15 protein-coding genes are annotated in these 21946 nt (G+C 69.5%); 5 read left to right on the forward strand and 10 right to left on the reverse strand.

All coding sequences use genetic code 11. From position 1 onward, the window contains the following. Positions 1–14: 14 nt before the first annotated feature. Positions 15–653, forward strand: a complete 639-nt coding sequence (locus OV208_RS20570; RefSeq protein WP_267575554.1) for a hypothetical protein — start codon at positions 15–17, stop codon at positions 651–653. 4 nt (positions 654–657) lie between these two features. Beyond that, complete coding sequence (locus OV208_RS20575; protein WP_267575555.1) at positions 658–1152, forward strand: SMI1/KNR4 family protein; 495 nt, start codon at positions 658–660, stop codon at positions 1150–1152. A 27-nt stretch (positions 1153–1179) separates the two neighbouring features. On the opposite strand, the gene OV208_RS20580 is transcribed toward OV208_RS20575, so the two are convergent. The 4 genes from OV208_RS20580 to xdhC all read right to left on the reverse strand — a co-directional run bounded on the left by OV208_RS20580 (position 1180) and on the right by xdhC (position 7933). Then, positions 1180–2328, reverse strand: coding sequence for an MbnH family di-heme enzyme (locus OV208_RS20580; RefSeq protein WP_420715036.1), 1149 nt, complete (start codon positions 2326–2328; stop codon positions 1180–1182). An 11-nt stretch (positions 2329–2339) separates the two neighbouring features. Beyond that, on the reverse strand, positions 2340–3200 hold the full coding sequence (locus OV208_RS20585) for an MbnP family copper-binding protein (RefSeq protein ID WP_267575556.1): 861 nt from the start codon (positions 3198–3200) through the stop codon (positions 2340–2342). An 84-nt stretch (positions 3201–3284) separates the two neighbouring features. Further along, entirely contained in the window at positions 3285–7118 is a 3834-nt protein-coding gene (gene xdhB, locus OV208_RS20590) for a xanthine dehydrogenase molybdopterin binding subunit (protein ID WP_267575557.1), read from the reverse strand. Beyond that, the gene (xdhC, locus tag OV208_RS20595; RefSeq protein ID WP_267575558.1) at positions 7115–7933 is read right to left on the reverse strand and encodes a xanthine dehydrogenase accessory protein XdhC; all 819 of its coding nucleotides are present in this window, start codon (positions 7931–7933) and stop codon (positions 7115–7117) included. The genes xdhB and xdhC overlap by 4 nt, the downstream gene beginning before the upstream one ends. Positions 7934–8078: 145 nt before the next feature. On the opposite strand from xdhC, the gene OV208_RS20600 reads away from it, so the two are divergent. Both OV208_RS20600 and OV208_RS20605 read left to right on the forward strand, forming a co-directional pair. Further along, positions 8079–8516, forward strand: coding sequence for a DUF2383 domain-containing protein (locus OV208_RS20600; protein ID WP_267575559.1), 438 nt, complete (start codon positions 8079–8081; stop codon positions 8514–8516). A gap of 263 nt (positions 8517–8779) precedes the next feature. Beyond that, entirely contained in the window at positions 8780–9523 is a 744-nt protein-coding gene (locus tag OV208_RS20605) for a hypothetical protein (protein ID WP_267575560.1), read from the forward strand. 28 nt (positions 9524–9551) lie between these two features. Here OV208_RS20605 and OV208_RS20610 read toward each other — a convergent pair whose 3' ends face one another. The 5 genes from OV208_RS20610 to OV208_RS20630 all read right to left on the reverse strand — a co-directional run bounded on the left by OV208_RS20610 (position 9552) and on the right by OV208_RS20630 (position 15503). Continuing rightward, positions 9552–10646: a hypothetical protein gene (locus OV208_RS20610; RefSeq protein ID WP_267575561.1), complete on the reverse strand. Its 1095-nt coding sequence runs from the start codon at positions 10644–10646 to the stop codon at positions 9552–9554. Between the two features lie 11 nt (positions 10647–10657). After that, entirely contained in the window at positions 10658–11221 is a 564-nt protein-coding gene (locus OV208_RS20615; RefSeq protein ID WP_267575562.1) for a DUF2378 family protein, read from the reverse strand. Between the two features lie 105 nt (positions 11222–11326). Next, positions 11327–11797 (reverse strand): NUDIX hydrolase, encoded by a 471-nt coding sequence (locus OV208_RS20620; RefSeq protein ID WP_267575563.1) that lies wholly within the window; start codon positions 11795–11797, stop codon positions 11327–11329. After that, on the reverse strand, positions 11794–13005 hold the full coding sequence (locus OV208_RS20625; RefSeq protein ID WP_324291397.1) for a DUF2380 domain-containing protein: 1212 nt from the start codon (positions 13003–13005) through the stop codon (positions 11794–11796). The genes OV208_RS20620 and OV208_RS20625 overlap by 4 nt, the downstream gene beginning before the upstream one ends. Before the next feature lie 590 nt (positions 13006–13595). Further along, entirely contained in the window at positions 13596–15503 is a 1908-nt protein-coding gene (locus OV208_RS20630; RefSeq protein WP_267575565.1) for a M4 family metallopeptidase, read from the reverse strand. A gap of 250 nt (positions 15504–15753) precedes the next feature. Between OV208_RS20630 and purL the strand changes: the two genes are divergently transcribed. Next, positions 15754–19650, forward strand: a complete 3897-nt coding sequence (purL, locus tag OV208_RS20635) for a phosphoribosylformylglycinamidine synthase (RefSeq protein ID WP_267575566.1) — start codon at positions 15754–15756, stop codon at positions 19648–19650. Positions 19651–19678: 28 nt separating this feature from the next. On the opposite strand, the gene OV208_RS20640 is transcribed toward purL, so the two are convergent. Continuing rightward, positions 19679–21586, reverse strand: a complete 1908-nt coding sequence (locus OV208_RS20640; protein WP_267575567.1) for a glycoside hydrolase family 18 protein — start codon at positions 21584–21586, stop codon at positions 19679–19681. Between the last annotated feature and the right edge of the window lie 360 nt (positions 21587–21946).

Consider the following 21946-nt stretch of genomic DNA (forward strand, 5'->3'; position numbering starts at 1 on the left):
TACGGTGCGTGCCCATGACAACCACGAACAGCACGCCCGCTTGGCGTTATGTTGCACTCCTATCGCTCGCACTCCTCACCGCGTGCGCCGAGGGTGCAATGACCGCTGCAGGTGGCATCCGGAAGTGGGTGGGTCCAGAGGTGCGGGTTCCGGGCGGCGGCAACTTCCGCACGGTCATCTTTTACGGCCCCTGGCAGTGCAGCATCAACATCATGAATTATTGCCGCGACAAGTGCGCAGGAGAGGGGTACGCCCTCCAAGGCTGCATTTGGCTCGCGGATGTGAAGATGGATTTCACGGGAGACATTGTACGGGCTGGGAGCAGGTTCGGCATGGCCAACTGCTGCTGCAACTACCCGACGCTTTCGGCCCGGGCGAACGAGAGCGCGCGCGACCGTTGGAATAACAGCCGCACTGGGTTCCGTGAGCGATGGGCGGAGCGGTTTGGCGAATGGCCGAAAGAGGCCAATGGGGACCCCTACCAGGGGCATCACATTCGAGATCTCAAGCATGGAGGCAACCCTACAGACTGGGACAACATCATCCCGTTCCCGAAGGACCTCCACGGCGACCTGCTGACGCCCTATAACCAATGCTACGCGAACCAGCCCCCTTGGACGAGCACTGGGGGCAGCTACCCCTACGGAGAGTAGCCTCATGTCGATGACCGCCTTGCTCGAAGATGTTTCGCGCCTCCACCACGCACGTCCTCCTGCGACGCCTGCGCAAATCGAAGCGTTCGAGCAACGCGTGGGATGGCGCCTGGACCCGGACCTTCGCGCCTTCTACCTGCACTGCGACGGTGCCGAACTCTTCGGCGAGTGGAGCCCCGAGCACGGTCGCGTCATCGACCCGGCATTCCGTTTCCTCCCGCTAGCGATGATTCAGCGTGCGCGGGTGGTCATCCTCAAGGACGACTCCAACAGGGCCGGGCCTGCATCGTGGTTCGCGGCGTGCGAAGTCCGGGACAGCAATTACATCCTCCTGGACGTCAGCGAGCCCCATGGCGGCCGGTATCCCGTCATTGACGGCTACCGCGAAGGGTTCCCGGATCCGTATTACTGCCGTCGCATCGCGGGGTCGTTCGGGGAGTTCCTGGCAGGTGCGCTGGCCTCGAACGAACGGTGGTTCTGGCTCAGGACCGAGGAGTGACGGTCCAGGCGCGGCGCACGCGTGGACTCACGGCACCACGGCCGGATCCGCGAACCTCGGGTCGTGCAGGAAGTCCGTGTCCGTGAGCGACTCCAGGAACGCGATGACGTCCGCCTTCTCCGCGGACGTCAGCGTGAAGCCTCGCACGAAGGGACTCTGGAGCGGACTTGCCGCGCCTCCATTCATTGCCCGTGCGCGCCCTCCCGCCGCGTAGTGGTCCAGCACATCGGAGAGCGTCGCGACGCTGCCGTCGTGCATGTACGGCGCGGTGATGGCCACGTTGCGCAGGGACGGTGCCTTGAAGCGCCCCATGTCCTCCGCGCGACCCGTCAGTTCGATGAGGCCTGGATCCGTGGCCGGGAACGCGCCCTGGCCGTCCTCGTTGTAGAGGCCCGTGTTGTGGTACGGCAGGATGGGCTCCGGCGTCGCGTCGTGCGCCGTGGCGTCCTGGAAGTTGAAGCCGGAGTGACAGTGGTCGCACTCCATGCGCTCCGACAGGAACAGCTCCAGCCCCCGCTTGGCCGCCGGACTCAGCGCCTGCACGTCGCCCCCGAAGAGGTAGCGATCATACGGCGCTGTGCCGGAGATGATGGAGCGCTGGAACGAGGACAACGCTCGCGTCAGCGTGGCCAGCGACACGGGCGTCGCCTCGCCAGGGAACGCCTCCGCGAATCGCGCCGCCAGCGCCACATCCTCCCGCAGCCTCCCGAGCAATGCCTCCTGCTGATCCGCGTTGCCCAACTCCACGGGCTCCGTGCCGAACAGCGGCGTCAGCGCCTGCGACTCCAGCGTGGTGAGCGCCGGGTTCGCCCAGGTGAGGCTCGTCGCGTACGCCACGTTGGCCAGGCCCTGTCCGTTGCGGCGGTGCACCTGGCCGGTGCTGCCCACCGAATGCACGCGCCCGTCGGTGAAGGCTTTCGCCTGCTCGTGGCACGAGCCACAGGACTGCGTGCCGTTGAGCGACAGGCGCTTGTCGTAGAAGAGGCTCCGGCCCAGCTGCACCTTCGCCTCCGACATCGGGTTGTCCTCGGGCACGCGCGGCGTGGGAAAGCCCGCGGGCAGCTTCCAGTCGTAGGGCGCGGGCCCGTCTGGCGGAAGCTCCGGGTCCGTGCAACCGGTGGCCAACAGCGCCACCGTCGCCAGACACTTCCACGGCTGCCATCGTCGTCGTGCCACGGCGGGTGCTCCTATTCGGCCCGGATGAAGGACTGCGCGGCGGGGTTCGCTGCCTGCGCTCCGAAGCCCATCCCCAGCCGTTCGAAGAGCGGCGCGCAGTCGCTGTCCGCCTGTGACGACATGCAGCCCTCGGCGGTGCCTGTCGCGTTCACGTCCAGGTTGGAGCCTGAGAAGAACGTGCCCAGGTCCATCACCACCTTGCCCGTCGCGAGGTTGAAGTCATCCAGCTTCACCTCCGGACGGTTGTTGTTCGTGCAGCCCGCGGTGCCGCTCGTCTGGCCCTCGGGCGGAGGCGCGCAGTCGGTGCTGCCCAGGTGCATGACGTGGCCCTGGGTCAGGCCCGGGGTGCGGCCCTCGATGCGTGTGAAGAGGTAGCCGGAGCGCCAGCTCCAGAACAGGCCGGTGTCATTCAGCGGCGCGGGCGCGGTGGACACATCGCCGTGGTTCAGCGTCTCCGGCACACCCAACGTGAAGCGCACGCCGTGGTAGTCGCCCTCCGGCACCGTGCCCTTGATGGACATGTTCATGCCTTCCGTGCCCTGGGTGCACAGGCCGTCCTTGTTGGCGAAGTCCAGCAGCACCACGCCGCTGCTCTGCCAGGCGCTGTCTTCCAGCGTGACGGGCACTTCCTTGCCGTCCGCGGACAGCAGCCGCACGTCGTGCACGTAGACGCGGAAGTCCATCGGCTCGTAGGTCGTCTTCGACGTCCCGACGTTCGTGTAGACGCTGCCGCACGCGAAGGGCTCCGTGCCCACGCGCGCGATGACGGGGATGTTCACCGCCTGGGGCGAGGGCACGTCGTCCTCGCCACAGCCAACGACACCCAGGAGGGCCAGCGGAAGGAGGACGCGGGAGCGGAGCACGGAGGTCATGGGAGGCTTCCTTGAAAGGTGCCTCTCCTCTAACGCACCGGCCGTCTGGACATGCCGTGGCATGTTGCCGCACCCGGGCACCGGCTACGCCACCTCGCGCGCTTCGTCCGGAACCGGAACGCTGGCCTCCCTCGCGCGCCGCTTCTGGATGGAGAGGAAGAGCGCCTCGTGCGTCGCGGGCGAGGGCAGGTCCACGTCGCCGCCCGGCTGGCCGAACGCCGCCACCGCGTCGCGCAGCGCTTCCCGCACGGACAGGGCCAGCATCAGGGGCGGTTCGCCCACGGCCTTGCTGCCGTGGATGACGCCCTTCTGCTCCGCCCGCTCCACGAACTTCACGCGCAGGTCGATGGGCGCGTCGCTGAAGGCCGGCACCGCGTAGGTGCTGGCCGAGTGCGTCAGCAGCCGCCCCTTGCCATCCCAGCGCAGCTCCTCGCCGGTGAGCCAGCCCACGCCCTGCACGAAGCCGCCCTCCACCTGGCCTCGGTCCACGCCGGGGTTGAGCGAATCGCCCACGTCCTCCATCAGGTCGGAGCGCACCACGCGCTTCATGCCCGTGTCGCCGTCCACCTCCACCTCGCTCACGGCCGCGCCGTAGGCGAAGTAGAGGAACGGGCGGCCCCGGCCCTTCACCCGGTCGTAGCCAATGCCCGGCGTGCGGTAGTAGCCCGTGACGGACATGCCCACGCGTTCACGGTAGGCCTCTTCCACCACGTCCGCGAAGGGCAGGCCCTGCTCCGGCCGCGACGCCGCCGCGATGACCCCGTCCCGGAACAGCAGCGCGTCCGGGGACACCGCCTGCCCGTGCAACTGCACGAGCATCCGCGCGGCCACCGGCGCCAGCCGCTCGCGCAAGGTGATGCACGCCTCGCGCACCGCCGCGCCGTTGAGGTCCGAGCCACTGGAGGCCGCCGTCGCGGACGTGTTGGGCACCTTGTCCGTCGCCGTCTGCGCCACGCGCACGCGGTCCGAGGACAGGCCCAGCTCGCGCATGGCCACGCCTTGAATCTTGGTGTGCAGACCCTGGCCCATCTCCGTGCCGCCGTGCGACAGCAGCACGGAGCCGTCGCGGTACACGTGCACCAGCGCGCCCGCCTGGTTGAGGAAGGTGGCGGTGAAGGAGATGCCGAACTTCATCGGAGTAATCGCGAGGCCCCGTTTGATGCGGGGGCTCTTCGCGTTGAAGGCATCCACCTGCGCGCGGCGCTGCTGGAAGTCCGAGGACTCCATCAGGTCGTTCCACAGCTTTGGCAGCCGGTTGTCGTCCAGCTCCTGGCCGTAGTGCGTGGTGTTGGTGTCGCCGACGCCGTCGTAGAGGTTCCTCTGGCGAACGGCCTCCGGCGCCAGTCCCAGCACGCGCGCGATGCGGCCCAGGATGTCCTCCATCACCAGCATGCCCTGCGGCCCGCCGAAGCCCCGGAACGCGGTGTTGGACACCAGGTGCGTCTTCGCCACTCGGCCCGAGTAGCGCACGGACGGGACGTAGTAGCCGTTGTCCAGGTGGAAGAGGGCGCGGTCGGTGATGGACTCGGACAGGTCCAGGGACCAGCCGCCGTTGGACACCAGGTCCGCCCTCAACGCGAGCAGCCGGCCCGTGGCGTCGAAGCCCACCTCCCACTCCGCGTGGAACGGGTGGCGCTTGCCGGTGACGGCCATGTCCACGTCCCGATCCATCATCCACTTCACCGGCCGGCCCGTGAGCACCGCCGCCAGCGCGACCAGCGCGGCGGGCGCGTTGCCCTGCGTCTCCTTGCCACCGAAGCCGCCGCCCATGCGGGGCGCCTTCACCACGACGCGGCTCCGGGGCACGTGCAGCACGTGCGCGATGACCGCCTGCACCTCCGACGGGTGCTGGGTGGAGGAGGTCACGGTGACGTCGCCGTCCTCACCCGGCTCCGCGAAGGCGGCTTGCGTCTCCAGGTAGAAGTGCTCCTGGCCGCCCATTTCAATCTCGCCGCCCAGCCGGTGCGGGCTGGACGCGAGCGCGCTGTCCACGTCGCCCCGGCGGATGATGTGCGGGTCGGTGTGGTAGCTGCCCTGCGCCCGGGCTTCGGCCAGCGTGAGCACCGCGGGCAGGGGCTCGTAGTCCACCACCACCTGACGGGCTGCTTCGCGGCAGGACTCGGGCGTTTCACCGATGACGAGCGCCACCACCTGCGCGTGGAAGAGCACTTCGTCCTTCGCGAGCAGCGGTTCGTCGTGGCGGATGGGCCCGGTGTCGTTCATGCCCGGGATGTCCTCCGCGAGCAGCACCTTCACCACGCCGGGCACCTTCAGCGCGGCGCTGGCGTCGCGGCGGAGGATGCGCGCGTGCGCGTGCGGCGACAGCACCGGCCACACCGTCAGCATGGGACGGCGCTGCGCCAGGTCATCCACGTACTGCGCGCTGCCCGTCACGTGGCCCAGCGCGCTCTCGTGGCGCAGCTCGCGGCCCGCGTCCGCAGTGGCGGAGGGCTCTCCGGTGATGAAGCGGGGCCGCTCGTCCAGCACGGGGCTGCGCTCGCCGGAGACGAACTTCTCGAAGAGCGACACCACCAGCCCGCGCCGGTAGTCCGCGCCGCCGCGCAGGTCGCTGATGGGCGTGAACTCCGCCGCGAGCGTCGTCCGGACGCGCGCCACCGCCTCGGCGTTCCAGGGGTGGCCCACGAGCAGCGCCTCGGTCTTGAGCGCGCGCACCGGCGTGGCCGCCACGCCGCCGTAGCCGAGCCTCGCGGTGCGCACGATGCCCAGGGAGTCCGTCTCGATGCAGAAGCCCGCCGCGACGATGCTGATGTCCAGCTCGCGGCGCTTGGACACCTTGAAGCTGTCCGAGTGACGCTTCAGGCCACTGTCCTTCGCGGGCGCGTGGGGGATGACGATGAAGCGGACGACCTCGTCCGGCTGGAGCGCCGTCTTGCGGTAGGCGAGGAAGAAGTCCGACAGCGCCAACGTCCGCTCCCCGCGCACGGAGGCGAGCACCAGCTTCGCGTCCAGCGAGAGCAGCACCGGCGCCAGGTCGCCGATGGGCGACGCCGTGACGAGGTTGCCCGACAGCGTGGCGCGGTGACGGATCTGCCGCGAGGCGAAGACGTTGAGCATCTTCGCCACCTCCGGCACCTCGGAGCCCAGCGCGTCCTCCACGTCCACCAGCGACGCGGCGCCGCCCACGTACCAGCCGTCTTCTTCCCGGCGGATGGCGCGCAGGGACTCCACGCCCTCGGTGGAGATGAGGAAGGGGTAGCGGCGGGACTTCTTGGTGATGTCCACGCCCAGCTCCGTGGCCCCGGCCACGAGCATCGCCTCCGGGTGCAGGGCCCTCAACGCGAGCAGGTCCTCGAGCGTGCCCGGGCGCAGGAACAGGCCGTCGCGTGCCTCGTAGCGCAGGGGCGGGGTGGGGGAGGGTGGGCCTTCCAGCGAGACGCCGGGGAGCGTGGGCGCGGTGCCCTTCGCGTCGCGGGTGGCGAGCGCGTCCATCATCGCGTCACGGATGGGGCGGTAGCCCGTACAGCGGCAGATGTTGCCGCAGAGCTGATCCGCCACGGCCTCCGGCGAACCCGCGTCCTTGCGACAGTACGCCTCCACCATGGAGACGACGAAGCCCGGGGTGCAGAAGCCGCACTGCGACCCGTAGTGCTTCACCATGGCCTGCTGCACGGGGTGGGGCGCGTCGCGCTGGCCCACGCCTTCGACGGTGACCAGCTCGCGGCCGGCCACCATGGGCAACAGCGCGATGCAGCTGTTGAAGGCGCGCAGGTTCTTCTGGCCGTGGGTGTCCTGGTCCACCATCGCCACGGTGCAGGCGCCGCAGTCTCCCTCGGCGCAGCCCTGCTTGGTGCCCGTCAGCCCGCGTGAGCGCAGGAAGTCCAGCAGCGTGGTGTTGGGCGACTCGGCGTCGACCCGGACGGTCTGGCCATTGAGCCGGAACTCGAAAGGGGTGCTCATTCTCCGGAAGATAGCAGGGGCGCGGGCGATGGCTGAGCCCCTGCTTCCGGCGCCAGTCCGTGGTGGAGCTGGAGCAGCCCCGCCGCGATGCTGACCGCCACCTCCTGGGGCGACTTTCCTCCAATGGGCAGGCCCATGGGGCACTGGACGCGGCCCACCTGCCGGGCGGGCAGGCCCTTCGCGTCCAGGCGCTGCCGGAAGCGGGCCCACTTCGTGTCGCTGCCAATGAGCCCGATGTAGCGGGCGGGCTTCTGGATGGCGAAGGCGATGATGTCCTGATCCACGTCGTGGCGGTGCGTCATCACCGCCACGTAGGTGCGCCGGTCATCCCACGGGGCGGACGCCGCGAACTCGTCCCAGGGTTCTTCGTGGCGGACCACGGAGGCCGGCACCTGGGGGGACTGGACCCATTCGGCGCGCTCGTCCACCAGATGGACGCGAAAAGGGGTGCCTTCGAGGATGCGGCACAGGGCCTGGCCCACGTGGCCGGCGCCGAAGAGATAGAGCTGCGGCCCGTGATTGACGGGCTCGACGAAGACGTCCACGACCCCTCCACAACACTGGCCCAGCTTCGCGCCCAGCGGATAGCGGAACGTGCGCGCCTCGCCCCGCTCCAGGCACCCGCGCGCATCCTGGAGGACCAGCTGCTCCAGGTGACCTCCGCCGATGGTGCCGTGGAAGCTTCCGTCCGCGCGCACCAGCAGCTTCGCGCCGGGGGAGGCGGGCGTGCTGCCCTTGCACTCCGTCACCGTGACGACGGCGAACGGGGTGTTGGTGCGTGCCCACTCCGTGAGCTGGTGAACCCAGTTCCACATGCAGGCCCCAGCTTGCCATGGAGCCCTCCGGGGCGTCCGGTTGTCTGCTCAGGAGAGGAGGAGGGAGGCGCCCCTTGCCGGGTGGGGGAGGCACACCACCTTTGCGCCAGACGATTTCACTTCACCGATTCCAAGGAGCCACGTCATGGCCAATACCGACGTCGATACGCTGAACTCGTTCCTTCGCGGTGAGCTGTCCGCCGTGGAGACCTACCGGCAGGCTAGCAAGCACATCAAGAGCCCCGTGGCCCTCACGGAGGTCGAGGCCTGCCTGAAGGACCATGAGAGCCGGGTGGAAGCCATCAAGGAGCGCATTTCGAAGCTGGGCGGGCAGCCCGCCGAAAGTTCAGGGCTGTGGGGCACGTTCGCGAAGGCCGTCCAGGGCGGCGCGGACCTGTTGGGCGAGAAGATCGCCATCGACGCGCTGGAACAGGGCGAGGACCACGGCCTGGCGGACTACAACCGCGACATCGACAAGCTGCATGGCGCGGAGCGCACCTTCGCGCGCAGCACCCTGCTGCCGGCCCAGAAGCAGACGCACGGCAAGCTCAGCCATCTGAAGAAGAACCCGAACTTCCACTGAACGTGGCGGTTGCGCGGTGCCGGACATCGCGAGGCGCCCATCCCTGCTTCGAGGGTGGGCGCCTTGTGGTGCAGCGCACGTCCCTCCATCCAGTCCTGGAGGCCGGGGGCGGCGTGCGATATTCGGAAGGCCTCTTCCGTCGGCATCGAAGAAGGCAGGGGTCTGGAGAAGCGCGCATGGGGCGTGAGCACACGGGGCCAGGACCGCACGGGTCCGGCACCGACAGGGATGACGAGGGGACAGCCTCCCCCCGAACGCCCGACGTGCGCGCCGAATCCGACCTGCCGTCCATTCCGTCCCCGACGCTCGCGGACACCAGCCACGCCGCGGGCGCGCTGGGCACCGGCATCGAAGTGCTCTTCACCACCTCCGAGCGTGCCCTCCAGTGGGCGTGGCTGGTGCTCCAGCTGGCCCGGGGCGTGGTGGATGCCACCCCGCGCGGCGACGCCTTCCTGCGCGAGGCCCGCGCGTGCGTGGTGGACTTCCTGGACCACATCCCGCCGCACGTGCGCCGCGGCGTCGAAGAGGTGCTCGTCTTCGGCAACCTCTGGCAGGCCGTGGGCGTCCGCCTGCGCCGCCGAGGCACCTTCCCCCAGAGCGACGACGAGGCCTGGCGCCAGCTCAGCGAGGACGTGGAGCTGCTCCAGCGCGCCGCGCAGGCCCGCCTGGGCACCGCCGCCGCGCTGGAGCAGGGGCTGCTCAAGGACCTGGGCCGCCTGCGGGCGCTGGGCCTCACCGTGGGCAGCGACGCCACCGACCTGAGCACCGGCGTGGAGTCCTTCACCCGCTGCATCGGGGAACTGATGGCCGTCGCCAGCGCCGTGCGCCGCGCCTGGGAGGCTGCCGCCGGGGAGCTGGCGGAGTCCGCCGCGTGGCTGCGCGCGGGGGACCCGGCCTTCAGCTCATGGCTCGCGGATCACCTGGTCGACTCCGAGCCCGCCTGGATGCGGACCCAGGCGACCGCGCGCTGGCTGCGCGACGTGGGCGCCCTCGCCGGACAGCCCTGAGCCTCGCCCAGGGCGCTCCGGCTGAACGCTACGGCTCCACGAGGATGCGGTGCCGGTGCAGCTCCAGGAGGATGTCCGGATCCAGGTCCGCCTGCCGGTGGTCGCGCAGGTGCTGGCGCACGGCCTCCACCGGCTTCTGGCCGGTGAACTCCACCAGCAGCGAGTAGGCCTCGCCGGGCAGCGCCACCGCGTCGAATTCGCTGTAGGAGCCCAGCGCGACGCTGCCGTCCGACAGCCACTTCACCGTCGCATCCGGGTTGAAGCGCAGCACGCGCGGCAGGGTGGGGGCGGTGGCCTGCGTGTGCAGCCGCTCCAGCAACTTCAGTTCGATGGTGCCATCCAGGCCCAGCATCCGCTCCAGGCCGTCCGCGGGCACCGCTCGCACGGCGTCGTAGCAGGCGCGGTAGAAGTCATGCTCCATGCCCACGTACCCCTTCCAGAGGGCCGCATACACCTTGGGCAGGGGAGGCGCGTCGTCCAGGTCCTCCACGGTGAGCGGGACGGTGGCGATCTCCGCCTTGTCGCGCCCGTCCATCAGGAACTCTGGCATGAGCTGGAGCAGGGCGTGGCGGGAGAGCTGGTACTCCGCGAGCGTCAGGTACGTCTTCAGCGACATCCAGAAGCGCCGGCCGTCCGCGCCCGCCACGTACTTGCAGAAGAACGTGGAGCACACCGACTCGCGGTACGCCCAGATGGTGCAGCCGCCGGACTCCAGCGCGTAGTACGGACAGCGCATGTTCGCGGACCGGCCGAAGAACTGGTGCGCGTTCTTGTACAGGTGGTTGAACTTCGCGGGCGCCTTCACCCACTGGGGGCTCACGCCGATGCGGCTGTCGATCTTCTGCTCGATGCGCCGGCGCCCCTCCGCCATCTCCTTCGAGTCGTCCGACAGCAGGGCGCCAATCAGGTAGTTGGGCAGGCGCGGGTAGTACGTGCAGCACTTGGTGTCCGGCCGGAACAGGTGTTCGACGCCGTCCACGGACTCCACGGTGGACTGCGCGGACGCGCGGCTCATCGCGCACTTCGAGCACGTGGCCTTCGTCTCCGTGGGCGCCTCCTTCTGGAAGAAGGACGGGAACAGCTCCCGGTACAGCGCGGGCAGGGTCGAAAGGAGGGAGGACATGGAGTGCGGTATCAGGAGGCCCGGGCGGCCCATTCCAGATGGTAGGTGACGGCGTCGGGGGAGTGGCGGGTGCGGTGCAGGGTGAGGCCCTGCACGCCGATGCGCAACAGTCCTTCTTCCAGCACCCCTTCCGCGAAGCCCTCCATCAGGTCCGGCTCGTTGAGCCAGAGGTCCACCTGGGTAGCGCCCAGCACGGTGAGCCGGGTCTCCGTGAAGTTGTTGCCGCTGCGGAAGTTGTGCTGCATGCGCTCCAGCGAACGCATGGGCCCCACCACCTTCGCGAGCGTGAGCACCGCGCCGCCCATCAGCGTCTGGGCGTAGCCTTCGATCATCCGCCTGCCCAGCAGGCGCCGAGCGACGTCCAGGGGTTCGGCCGGATGCAGGGTGCGGCCCACGTCATCCAGGCACTCCACCCACGTCGCCAGCGGATACGCGGCGAGCAGCGGGGCCTGCGGATCCAACCCTCGCGCGCGCAGCCGGGTCATCAACGCCGGTGGCAGGTGCGGCAGCAGGGTCTTGCGGTACAGGCTGTCCACGGTGTTGCCGAAGATGACGCGCTCGTCCCGCATGGCCATGTGCCTTCCACGGACCCAGGGGGTCCTGGACACGCATTCTTCGCCCAGCGGCCCGGTGCAGGCCAGTTCCCAGGCGACTTCGTGAGCGTTCAGGGACTCACGCGCTCAGGCCTCCTCGTCGGGAAGGAGCGTGCGGAGCAGTTCGTCGTCGGGTCCGAGCGGGCGCCAACCGGAGGGCGGAGGTACCGCGCGGAGCGTAGCTCTGACCTGCTTCACGCGCTCCTCATGCGTCTCTGGGGTGTAGCTACTCCAGCGGGCGAGAGCTTGGGCGACATCGAATCTGTTGGTGTCATCCAGCACGGGCGGCCATCCATTTGGAAGATGGTGGAACAGTTCGCGTACGAGCTGCCCGCGCACCAGGCGTGTGACCTGCTTGCGCTGCTCCGCCTCGGCCACCAACCCGCTGAACACCTGCACCCCGGCGACGTCGTCCGCACCCAGCTCTTCCGCCAACGCAACCAGTGATGCGGTAGGGCGTGCTTCGGCAAAGGCGGTCAGCGAGTCGTATCCATGCTCGCGGACGCGCTCGTAGAGGCGGGCCTTCCAGTTCCCCTGCCAGGATCGTCCGTCAGTCATCGCCTTCTGCCTGGGATGAAGTTCATCGAGATGTCGTACTCCTTCAAATATCCAGCGACGAGCTTCAAGATCTCGTTCCGTGTCAACCTCTGGCCAGTTTCGGCCTCCGCGTCGCGTAGCACCTTCATGATCATTCGGTTCCATTCGCCGGGCCATGTGCGCCCCAGGCGCCAGTCGCCGCCGCCGTGAATGGCCTCATGGTGCGATTTCTCCAGCCTCACGCAGAACTGGTCGATGTTCATGTCCCCCGTGAAGCCGCGCTTCTCGAACCATGCCCGATGCTCGTCGGGAAGGACGTGGTGCTTGGGCGCGTCGGCCATGCCCGCCCCGGCCCTGTCTGTCACCTGCATGGCGCGCACTTCGGGGCTGTCCCCCAGCGCGTCGCGCACGCCCTTGGGCAGGTCCTGATGCGCTTGGGCCATCAGGACCTGTCCGCCATGGATGCGGACGGCCGCGCTGACGGCGGGGACGGAGATGACGCCTGCCTGCACGAGCCTGCGCATCATCTCCACCCACTCGGCGGAGACCACAAGCCGCGAGCCCACCATGACTCCACTCGAACTCATCACGAGGCCCACGCCGAGCGTGGCGGGGGCGGAGGGAGGCCTCCGCGGCAGTGACATCTTCATCGTGGAGATCAGGGTGAGCATCTCCACCGCCTGCATCGCCGCGATGACCTGCCCGCCGAGCTTCATCGTGGAGCGGGTCTCTCGATGGAGCGCGTCGAACTCAACGGTCAGCTTCCCCATCAGCTCGGGCATCGCGGTCGCCGCCGCCTCGACCCGCTCCGGGTCCAGTGATGCGAGGTCCGTCAGCGTGGGCTGCATGAGCCCCTGCACGCGATGAAGGTCGACGAACAGCTTCTCGACGCTGCACAGCGGGCAGTATCGGAGCACGGCGTCAGAGAGGTGGAGGAAGTCAACCCAGGTGGCCAGCAGGAGGGTCCCGAACAGGGCAGCCTGGAGCCGGGGCCCTGTCATTCGCAGGAGGCCCAGCTCCATGTTCGAGTCATCGACGTCCGATGCCGCATCCGTCAGCGCGGTGGCACTTCCGAGCGCACCCTGAAGCCACGTCACCTGATGGGAGCCATGGTCGAGATAGCGCGTGAAGACGCCGTTGAGGCCCCATCCCCCGAGGGCTGGAGGACGGGCCGCGAGCTTGGAGAACGCGGCTTCGACGCGAGTCATCGAACCCTTCACCTCGTCCATGGCTCCGAGGACTGCTTGACGCGTCAGTGCGGCGCTTTGCTCCCCACTCCCAACGGCCCCAGTCCTGCTGCCTGACCCTGCTCCCGTCGCGTCGCCACGTGGCCGCTGGCGACGCAACAGCCGTTGGGACACCTCGAGCCCCTCAATGGATGACGGAGAAGGGCCGCGGACGCGCGGGTGCCCATTGCTCGAAGCCTCTCCCCTCGCGGGCGCGGGAGTCACACGCGGCGCGTAGCTCAAGCTCCGGCCACCCCCAGTCTCATGTGATACCGAGGCGCATCCCGTGGCCAGCATCACCACGGCCAGCAGCAGGGCGTCAGCGCGCATTGTCTTCTCCCAGGCCCGCCGGGGCGCAAGCCACCGGCAGGGTCAGCAATCTCAATCAGTGGGTGAACCGCGCGCTCGCGGCTCCAGGAGGCGAGGCGCGCGCGTACGTGCGCGCGCAGGCGGCCGTCCCTCAGGGTGAACCCGGCGGGTGGCACATGCCGACGTGAGCACCGTCGCCGTCCCAGGGGCCTGGAGCAGGCCCGTTTCCGTTGCCCTCGCCTCCACCGCGCAGGGTCGCGGTGGAGGCGGGCGCTGCGGATGCGTCAGTAGTGCACGGACAGGGACACGCCGCTGTAGGCCGAGAAGGCGCTCAGCAGGATCCACTGCCGGCCGGCGGTCGCTTGCGTGCCCAGGTTGCACGTCTCGGTGTTGCCGCCCAGGTAGGGCCGGCAACCGTAGGTCGTCGCCGACGGCGCGTTCCCGAAGCGGGTGTAGAGGTCCACGTCCCCGGTGCCCCCGGAGACGCTCACGGTGGAGGCGGTGTTCGCGGGCACGTCGAAGCAGTAGTACTGCTTCGAGCCCGCCGCGCCGGAGAGGCTGGAGACCGTGGTGTTGTTCGGCAGCAGCGTGCACGGCGGCGGCGGCGGCTCGATGCCCACGCCCACCGCGGTCCACGCCGCATCCACCGCGTTCTGGATGGCGGTGCTGTAGCCCAGGCTCTGCGCCGCCAGCTTCGTCATCGTCTTGGCCTGCGCCAGGTTGGTGCTGGCGAGGAAGAGGTTGGCGTTGGCGTAATGGAAGATGCGCCCCGCGGCCTGCACGCCGATGCCCGGCACGTTCACCGTCGACTTTCCTCGCGGGTGCACGCCGCCCGTGGACAGGAGCTTGAATGCGAGGTTCGGCACGCCCGAGCCGTAGTGCACGTCGGTGCCGGGCGCGAACTGCGGGAAATAGTCCAACGACGCGCCATCCAGCGCCGGGTCGTTCATGTAGCGCAGGGCGTCCCCGGGCGTGTTCGGCGTCACGAACAGCTCACCGATGTGCCAGATGTCCGTCGTGGTGCTCCAGGTGCCAGACGCCCAGCTTCCGCACGTCGCGGCGAAGATGTCTGACAGCGACTCGCTGAGGGCGCCGGACTCACCCGAATAGATGAGGTTGGAGTTGGCACTCGTCACCGCGTGGGTGAACTCGTGCACGACGACATCCGGATCCGTGCAGGGCGACCCTGACGAGATGCCGTCGCCGTCACTGCACACCATCGTGCTGCCGTTCCAGTAGGCGTTCGGGTACGGCGAGGTGGAGTGCACGCTCGCCTTCAACTGGGCGCCCGCGCCGTTGTAGGAGTCATAGGCGTAGTTCTGCTGGAAGCAGTCGTAGAAGAAGCCCAGGTTGTCGTACGTCGTGTCGAGGACCGTGTCCCCGGTGGGAAGCTGCCCCTCGTTCCGGCACCAGCCGTTCGTCGGGCCTCCCACCGAGCACACCCGGCGGTTGCGCGCGGTGTGGATCTCCGACGTCCGCAGCACCTCCGCGCCGTCCGCCGCGCCGATGAAGACGTGGTCTTGCACCGGCAGGCCGTCCGGGGCCTCGCCGGACACCACCACCTCGAAGGCGCGCACCAGGGCCGCGTCCGGCGTCGGGCGCACGAACACCTCTCGGGGCACTGACGCCGTCAGGCCTCCGGACGTCGCCGCCAGGGCCGCCTCCCGCGCCCGCTCCGGAGAGACGCGCGCCGCTTCCAGCGGCCCTTCACCATCGCGCGCGGTGGCGTTCACCAGGTACACCCGGCCCGCCTCGTCCAGGTGCACAAGCAACTCCTCGCCCACCACCGGCAGGCCCGCCTTCACCTGTGCGTAGCGCACGTGGGTGTGGCCCAACTCGTCGCGGCGGATGCCCACGGGCGTCACATCCTTCATCTTCAGCCGGAGGGCGGGAAGCACCCGGGCCAGCGTGGGCTCCAGCAGCGCATGCGCCTGCCAGGCCGAGGCCCCGGTGATGGGACGGCCCGTGGCCCCCAGCTCGCCCTTGAGGAACGACGGAACACCGTCCGCGTGCGCATCCAGCACCTGCGCGCCGGGCAGGGCGGCCAGCGCCGCCTCCACCTCTCGTTGGCCGGAGTTCTTGATGCTTCCGGAAGGCGCAAGAGCGGGCGCTTCCGCGTCCGGCCCTCCCGCACCACAGGCGGACAACGTGAACGACAGGCCGGCCAGGAGCCAGCGGCTGTTACGCGTCATGGAGCTACCCCCGTTGGAGACGAAGCCCTGCTTTGAGGCATTACAAGGAAAGCATGGGTCGCTGACTGTCAGTAGGGTTCTTGGAAGACCTGGAGTCCGTGGACGGATCACCCGAGCCCACGTCGGAGGCGGTGCACCCACCTGGACGGGGGGCAGCCATCCGGACGCGAACTCCGGGCGTTGTGACGCGGGGCGCGATGATAAGGACGGCCCCGCTGTTACCTCCCGTCACCCGTTCGCAAGGTCCTTCATGCTCACGCTGCGCGGGGCTCCGGCCCTCTCCGAATTCCGGCTCGCCAAGGTGCTCGTCCGTTGTCGCGAGCAGGTGCCCACGGTGGCCACCGTCTATTCGGAGTACGTGCACTTCGCGGACACGTCGGCGCCGCTGACGGACGCGGAAGCAGAGCGGCTGGGGCGCCTGCTGGAGTACGGCCCCCGGGCGGCGAAGCGCGAGCGCACCGGCACGTTGCTGCTGGTGGTGCCGCGTCCGGGCACGGTGTCGCCCTGGTCCACGAAGGCGACGGACATCGCGCACCACTGTGGCCTCGCGCAGGTGCGCCGCATGGAGCGTGGCATCGCGTTCTTCCTCACCGGCCCGGGAGGCCGCGAACTGGACGCGCAGGAGGCCGAAGGCGTGGAGGCGGTGCTCCACGATCGGATGACGCAGGCGGTGCTGCCCCGCATGGAGGACGCGGCGGTGCTCTTCCAGACGCACGCGCCCCGGCCGCTCACGCGCGTGGACGTGCTGGGCGGAGGCCGGGCCGCGCTGGTGCTGGCCAACGGCGAGCTGGGCCTGGCGCTGGCGGAGGATGAGATCGACTACCTGGTCGAGCGCTTCACGGAGCTCAAGCGCAACCCCACCGACGTCGAGCTGATGATGTTCGCGCAGGCCAACAGCGAGCACTGCCGCCATAAAATCTTCAACGCGTCGTGGACGCTGGATGGCAAGCCGCGCGAGCGCTCGCTCTTCCAGGCCATCAAGAACACCTTCGCCGTGAGCCCCGGCGGCGTGCTGTCCGCGTACAAGGACAACTCCGCCGTCATCGAGGGCTTCGAGGTGGAGCGCTTCTTCCCGCAGGGCGAGGCGCGCGAGTGGGGCGCCGTGCGCGAGCCGGCCCACATCATGATGAAGGTGGAGACGCACAACCATCCCACCGCCATCTCCCCGTACCCGGGCGCGGCCACGGGCGCGGGCGGGGAGATCCGCGACGAGGGCGCCACCGGGCGCGGCGCGAAGCCCAAGGCGGGCCTCACGGGCTTCTCCGTCAGCCACCTGCGCATCCCGGGCTACACGCAGTCGTGGGAGGTGCCGTACGGCAAGCCGGACCGCATCGTGTCCGCGCTGGACATCATGCTGGACGGTCCGCTGGGCGGCGCGGCGTTCAACAACGAGTTCGGCCGGCCGAACCTGTGCGGCTACTTCCGCAGCTTCGAGCAGCAGATTCCCACCGCCACCGGCGTGGAGGTGCGCGGCTACCACAAGCCCATCATGCTGGCGGGCGGGATGGGCAACATCCGCGCGGGCCACGTGAAGAAGGAGCAACTCCGCGCGGGCGACAAGCTCATCGTGCTGGGTGGCCCGGCGATGCTGATTGGCCTGGGCGGCGGCGCGGCGTCCTCCATGGCGCAGGGCGCGAGCGCGGCGGACCTCGACTTCGCCTCCGTGCAGCGTGACAACGCGGAGATGGAGCGCAGGTGCCAGGAGGTCATCGACCAGTGTTGGATGCTGGGCGATGCGAACCCCGTGCGCTCCATCCACGACGTGGGCGCGGGCGGTCTGTCCAACGCGCTGCCGGAGCTGGCGCACGACAACGGCCTGGGCGGCCGGCTGGAGCTGCGCGAGGTGCCCAACGACGAGCCGGGCATGTCCCCGGTGGAGATCTGGTGCAACGAGGCGCAGGAGCGCTACGTGCTGGGCGTGGCGCCGGAGGACCTGTCGCGCTTCGCCGCCCTTTGCGAGCGCGAGCGTGCCCCCTTCGCCGTGCTGGGCGAGGCCACGGCCGAAGAGGTGCTCACGCTCTCCGACAGCCAGTTGGGTGACACGCCCATCGCGCTGCCCATGGACGTGCTCTTCGGCAAGGCGCCGCGCATGCACCGCGAGGGTGTGTCGCGGCCGCTGAAGCACGCGCCACTCGACATCCCGAAGGACTACAAGGCGCTAGCGCACGCGGTGCTGGCGCACCCGACGGTGGCGGACAAGTCGTTCCTCATCACCATTGGCGACCGCAGCGTGTCCGGCCTTACGGCGCGCGACCAGATGGTGGGCCCCTGGCAGGTGCCGGTGGCCGACTGCGCGGTGACGCTGTCCTCCATCCTGTCCACCACGGGCGAGGCCATGGCGCTGGGCGAGCGCACGCCGCTGGCGCTCATCGACGCGGCGGCCTCCGCGCGCATGGCGGTGGGTGAGGCGCTGACGAACCTGGCGGCGGCGCGCATCGACAAGCTGTCGGACGTGAAGCTGTCCGCGAACTGGATGGCGGCGGCGGGCAGCCCCGGCGAGGACGCGAACCTCTACGCGGCGGTGCACGCGGTGGGCATGGAGCTGTGCCCCGCGCTGGGCATCGCCATCCCCGTGGGCAAGGACTCCATGTCCATGCGCACGCAGTGGCAGGAGGACGGCGCGAAGAAGGCGGTGACGTCGCCCCTGTCGCTCGTCATCACCGCGTTCGCGCCGGTGCTGGACGCTCGTCATACGCTGACGCCGCAACTGGTGGACGTGGCGGCGGACACGCGGCTGCTGCTGGTGGACGTGGCGGCGGGCCGGCAGCGCCTGGGCGCCTCCGTGCTGGCCCAGGTCCACCAGCAGGTGGGCCCGGAGTGCCCCGACGTGGACGACGCGGCGCTTCTCAAGGGCTTCTTCGCCGGGGTGCAGGAGCTCCAGGCGGCGGGCGTGCTGCTCGCCTACCACGACCGCTCCGACGGCGGCCTCTTCGCCACGCTGGCGGAGATGGCCTTCGCGGGCCACTGCGGCCTGGACGTGGACGTGGCCCCGCTGGGCAGCGACCCGGTGGCGGCCCTCTTCAACGAGGAGCTGGGCGCGGTGGTGCAAGTGCGCTCGGCCGACGTGACGCGGGTGCGGGACGTCTTCGCGAAGCACGGCCTGGGTGGTCACGTGCACGCGCTGGGTTCTCCGACGCAAGCGCCGGTGGTGCGCGTGCGCGGCGGTGGTTCCGAGCTGCTCGCGGAAGACACCCTGGCGCTCAAGCGCACGTGGTCTCGCGTCAGCTACGAGATGCAGAAGCTGCGCGACAACCCCGTCTGCGCGGAGGATGAGTACGCGGCGAAGTGCGACGCGAGCGACCCGGGCCTGTCGCCGGTGCTCACGTTCGACCCGGCGGTGGACGTGGCGGCGCCGTTCATCGCGAAGGGGGCCCGGCCTCGCGTGGCCGTGCTTCGCGAGCAGGGCGTCAACAGCCAGCAGGAGATGGCGGCGGCGTTCACCCGCGCGGGCTTCACCGCGGTGGACGTGCACATGAGCGACCTGCTCGCGGGCCGCGTGTCGCTGAATGACTTCCACGGCGTGCTGGCGTGCGGCGGCTTCAGCTACGGCGACGTGCTGGGCGCGGGCGGCGGCTGGGCGAAGTCCATCCTCTTCAACCCTCGCACGCGCGATGCCTTCTCCGCGTTCTTCTCGCGGCCGGACAGCTTCGGCCTGGGCGTGTGCAACGGCTGCCAGATGTTCGCGCAGTTGCGCGACCTCATCCCTGGCGCGGATGCGTGGCCGCGTTTCGTGCGCAACGCGTCCGAACAGTTCGAGGCCCGCCTGGGCACGGTGCAGGTGGCCCCGTCCCCGTCGCTCTTCTACAAGGGCATGGAGGGCAGCCGGATGCTCATCGTCGTGTCGCACGGCGAGGGGCGCGCGGAGTTCCCCAACGCCGAAGAGGCCGCGCGCGTGGACGGCTCCGGGCTGGTGACGACGCGCTGGGTGGACAACCGGGGACAGGTGGCCGTGAAGTACCCGGCCAATCCCAATGGTTCGCCGCACGGCATCGCGGGGCTCACCACGAAGGACGGGCGCTTCACCATCACCATGCCCCACCCGGAGCGCGTGCACCGCACCGTGCAGCACTCCTGGGCCCCGGCGACGTGGGGTGAGGACGGCCCCTGGATGCGCATGTTCCGCAACGCCCGCGCCGCCCTGGGGTGATTCGGGGGGGCGGTGGGGCCTTCCGGCGTTACGGCAGGAAGGCGCCCTTCACCGCGTCCAGCAACGGATTGGCGCCGGTGGCGGCGTCGATGCAGCCCTGGTTGAGGGTCCAGATGATGGCGCCGCCATAGCCTTCCTGTTTCACGAAGGCGCCCTTGGCGGCGATGGCCTGCGGACTGTCGTAGGAAATCCACGTCACGGTCCCGTCCTCCACCAACTGGTCCGGCGCGAACGTCACGTAGCTGGCCTGCGCCTTCTCATCCCACTGGTACTTCCCCTGCTTCGAGTAGCGGAGGATCTTCTTGTACGTGAACGAGTTGTCCCCACCGACGTAGTCGGACCAGTTCGTGAACGGCTGGTAGGGCCCGGTGATGTGGCGCCACGCGAGTCCGTAGAAGGGGATGCCCAGGCCCAGCTTCGCCTTGGGGATGCCCGCCTTCACCCACAGCTCCAGGCTGGAGGACACGGACGTGGGATGCAGGCCCTGCTCCCCGCGCAGCGCGGACGTGTGCCAGGACTTCCAGCCGTCCCACGGGCCGATCATCTCGTAGGACATGAGGTTGAGCTGATCGAAGTAGGACGCCAGCTGCACGAACCACGGGTCGGCGTCGTTGGGGAAGTTGGTGTTGATCCAGTGCAGGGGGAAGGTGAGGAGCATCTTCGGACGCGCCTCGCGCAGGGCCTTCGCCAGGGCCAGCAGGTGGGGGCGGTCCTCGGGCTTCACGGGCTCCCAGTCCAGGTCCAGCCCGTCGTAGCCGAAGTCGTCCATCGCCTTGAGCAGCGCGCGGACGAACTTCGCCCGGTTCGCGTCGGAGGCCGCGCCCACCCAGCCGTCGTGCTCGCCGGAGCCGCCCACCATGATGATGGCCTTGCGACCGGCCGCATGGGCGCGCTTGGACAGGATGCGTGCGATCTCCGGCCCGCGGTCATTGTCGAACTTCGTGCTGAGCGTGCCGTCCGCCTTCGGGGTGACGCGGCCCACGAGGATGTGCGTGAGCGCGCTGAAGTCCACCTTCTCCGGCGGGTAGTCGTCCGCGTTCCAGCCCGTGTAGTAACCGGACACCCACTTGCCCTGGCCGGGAGGCGCCGGAGGGCTGACCACCACGGTGGCCACGGCCTGCTGGTTGGGATCCGCCTTGCTTCGGGCCGTCACGCGGTAGACGCCCGGCTTCTTCGGCGCCGTGTAGAGGCCGGTGGCTCCGAGGGCGCCGCCCTCCCGGCCCGGATCCACGCTCCAGGCCACCTCCGTGTTCGGGCTGTTCGCCACCGTGGCGACGAAGGCGTGCGTGGCGCCCGGGGACAGGAAGACGTCGGGTGTGTTCAGGGTGACGCTCACGCCCGCCTTGAGCGACGGCGTGCCCGAGTGCTCCACGCCAATGTCGTCGAAGAAGAGCGGGGGCAGGGTGCCGCCGCTGTCCTCCTGGAGCCAGAGCCCGGTGATGCTCTTGCGCTCCTCGGGCACCAGCTTCGACAGGGGCACGCGGCAGGTGGTCCAGCGTCCGGTGGGAATGGCGCCGCCGTCACACGTAGGGCCCAGCGGCACGCCCACGGGCTGCTCCGTGCCGATGACGACGCGCACGCGCACCGCCGCGTTCCCGCTTGTCTTGCCGCCGTGCACGCGCAGCACCAGCGTGTCTCCGGGCTCCACGCGCAGGCCCTCATGGCCGAAGTACAGCGCCTCCCAGGCACCCAGTGTCACGGAGATGGCGCGCTTGCCGGCGGCGACGGGCGCGGTGGCGCCGAGTGAATGTGTCCCCGCCCAGGTCAGGTCCTGCCAGGGCGCGACCAACTGGTCCTGATAGATCCATATCGTCGGTCGGGCCGGAGTGCCCCCGTCCGCAGGCGTCTTGGGGCGCGGTGGTGCGCCATGGCTCACGCTGGCCATGAGCAGCGGGGTGAGCAGCGCCGCCAGCCACCCCGTCGGATTCCGTCGCATGGTGCTCCACCCTCATGAGGAGGGGAACCGGTCCGCCGGGACGGCGCCCTCGGGGGCCTCATACTACCCGGTCAATACTCCTGAATGCAGATGCTGGGTGCACCATGCGAAGAGCCAGCGCAGGAGAAGCCACGAGGGCAAGGGGTGACCTGCGTCTCACACACCCGCTTGCAGCTTCGATATTGCTTGAAGCGTGCCCACCAGGGCCGTTCGATGGAGCTTCCTTCGGCGTACGGCCAACTCATGCAGTAGTTCGGTCCTGCTCCGGCGCAGTCCTCATCGTGCTCACAGCCATACGAGCCGGTCAGCATCCAGGTCGCCCCAGCGGAGAGCGCCATGAGGGCGAGGGTCGTCATCGCG

The organism is Corallococcus sp. bb12-1 (genome assembly GCF_026626765.1).
Classification (GTDB): Bacteria; Myxococcota; Myxococcia; order Myxococcales; family Myxococcaceae; genus Corallococcus; species Corallococcus terminator.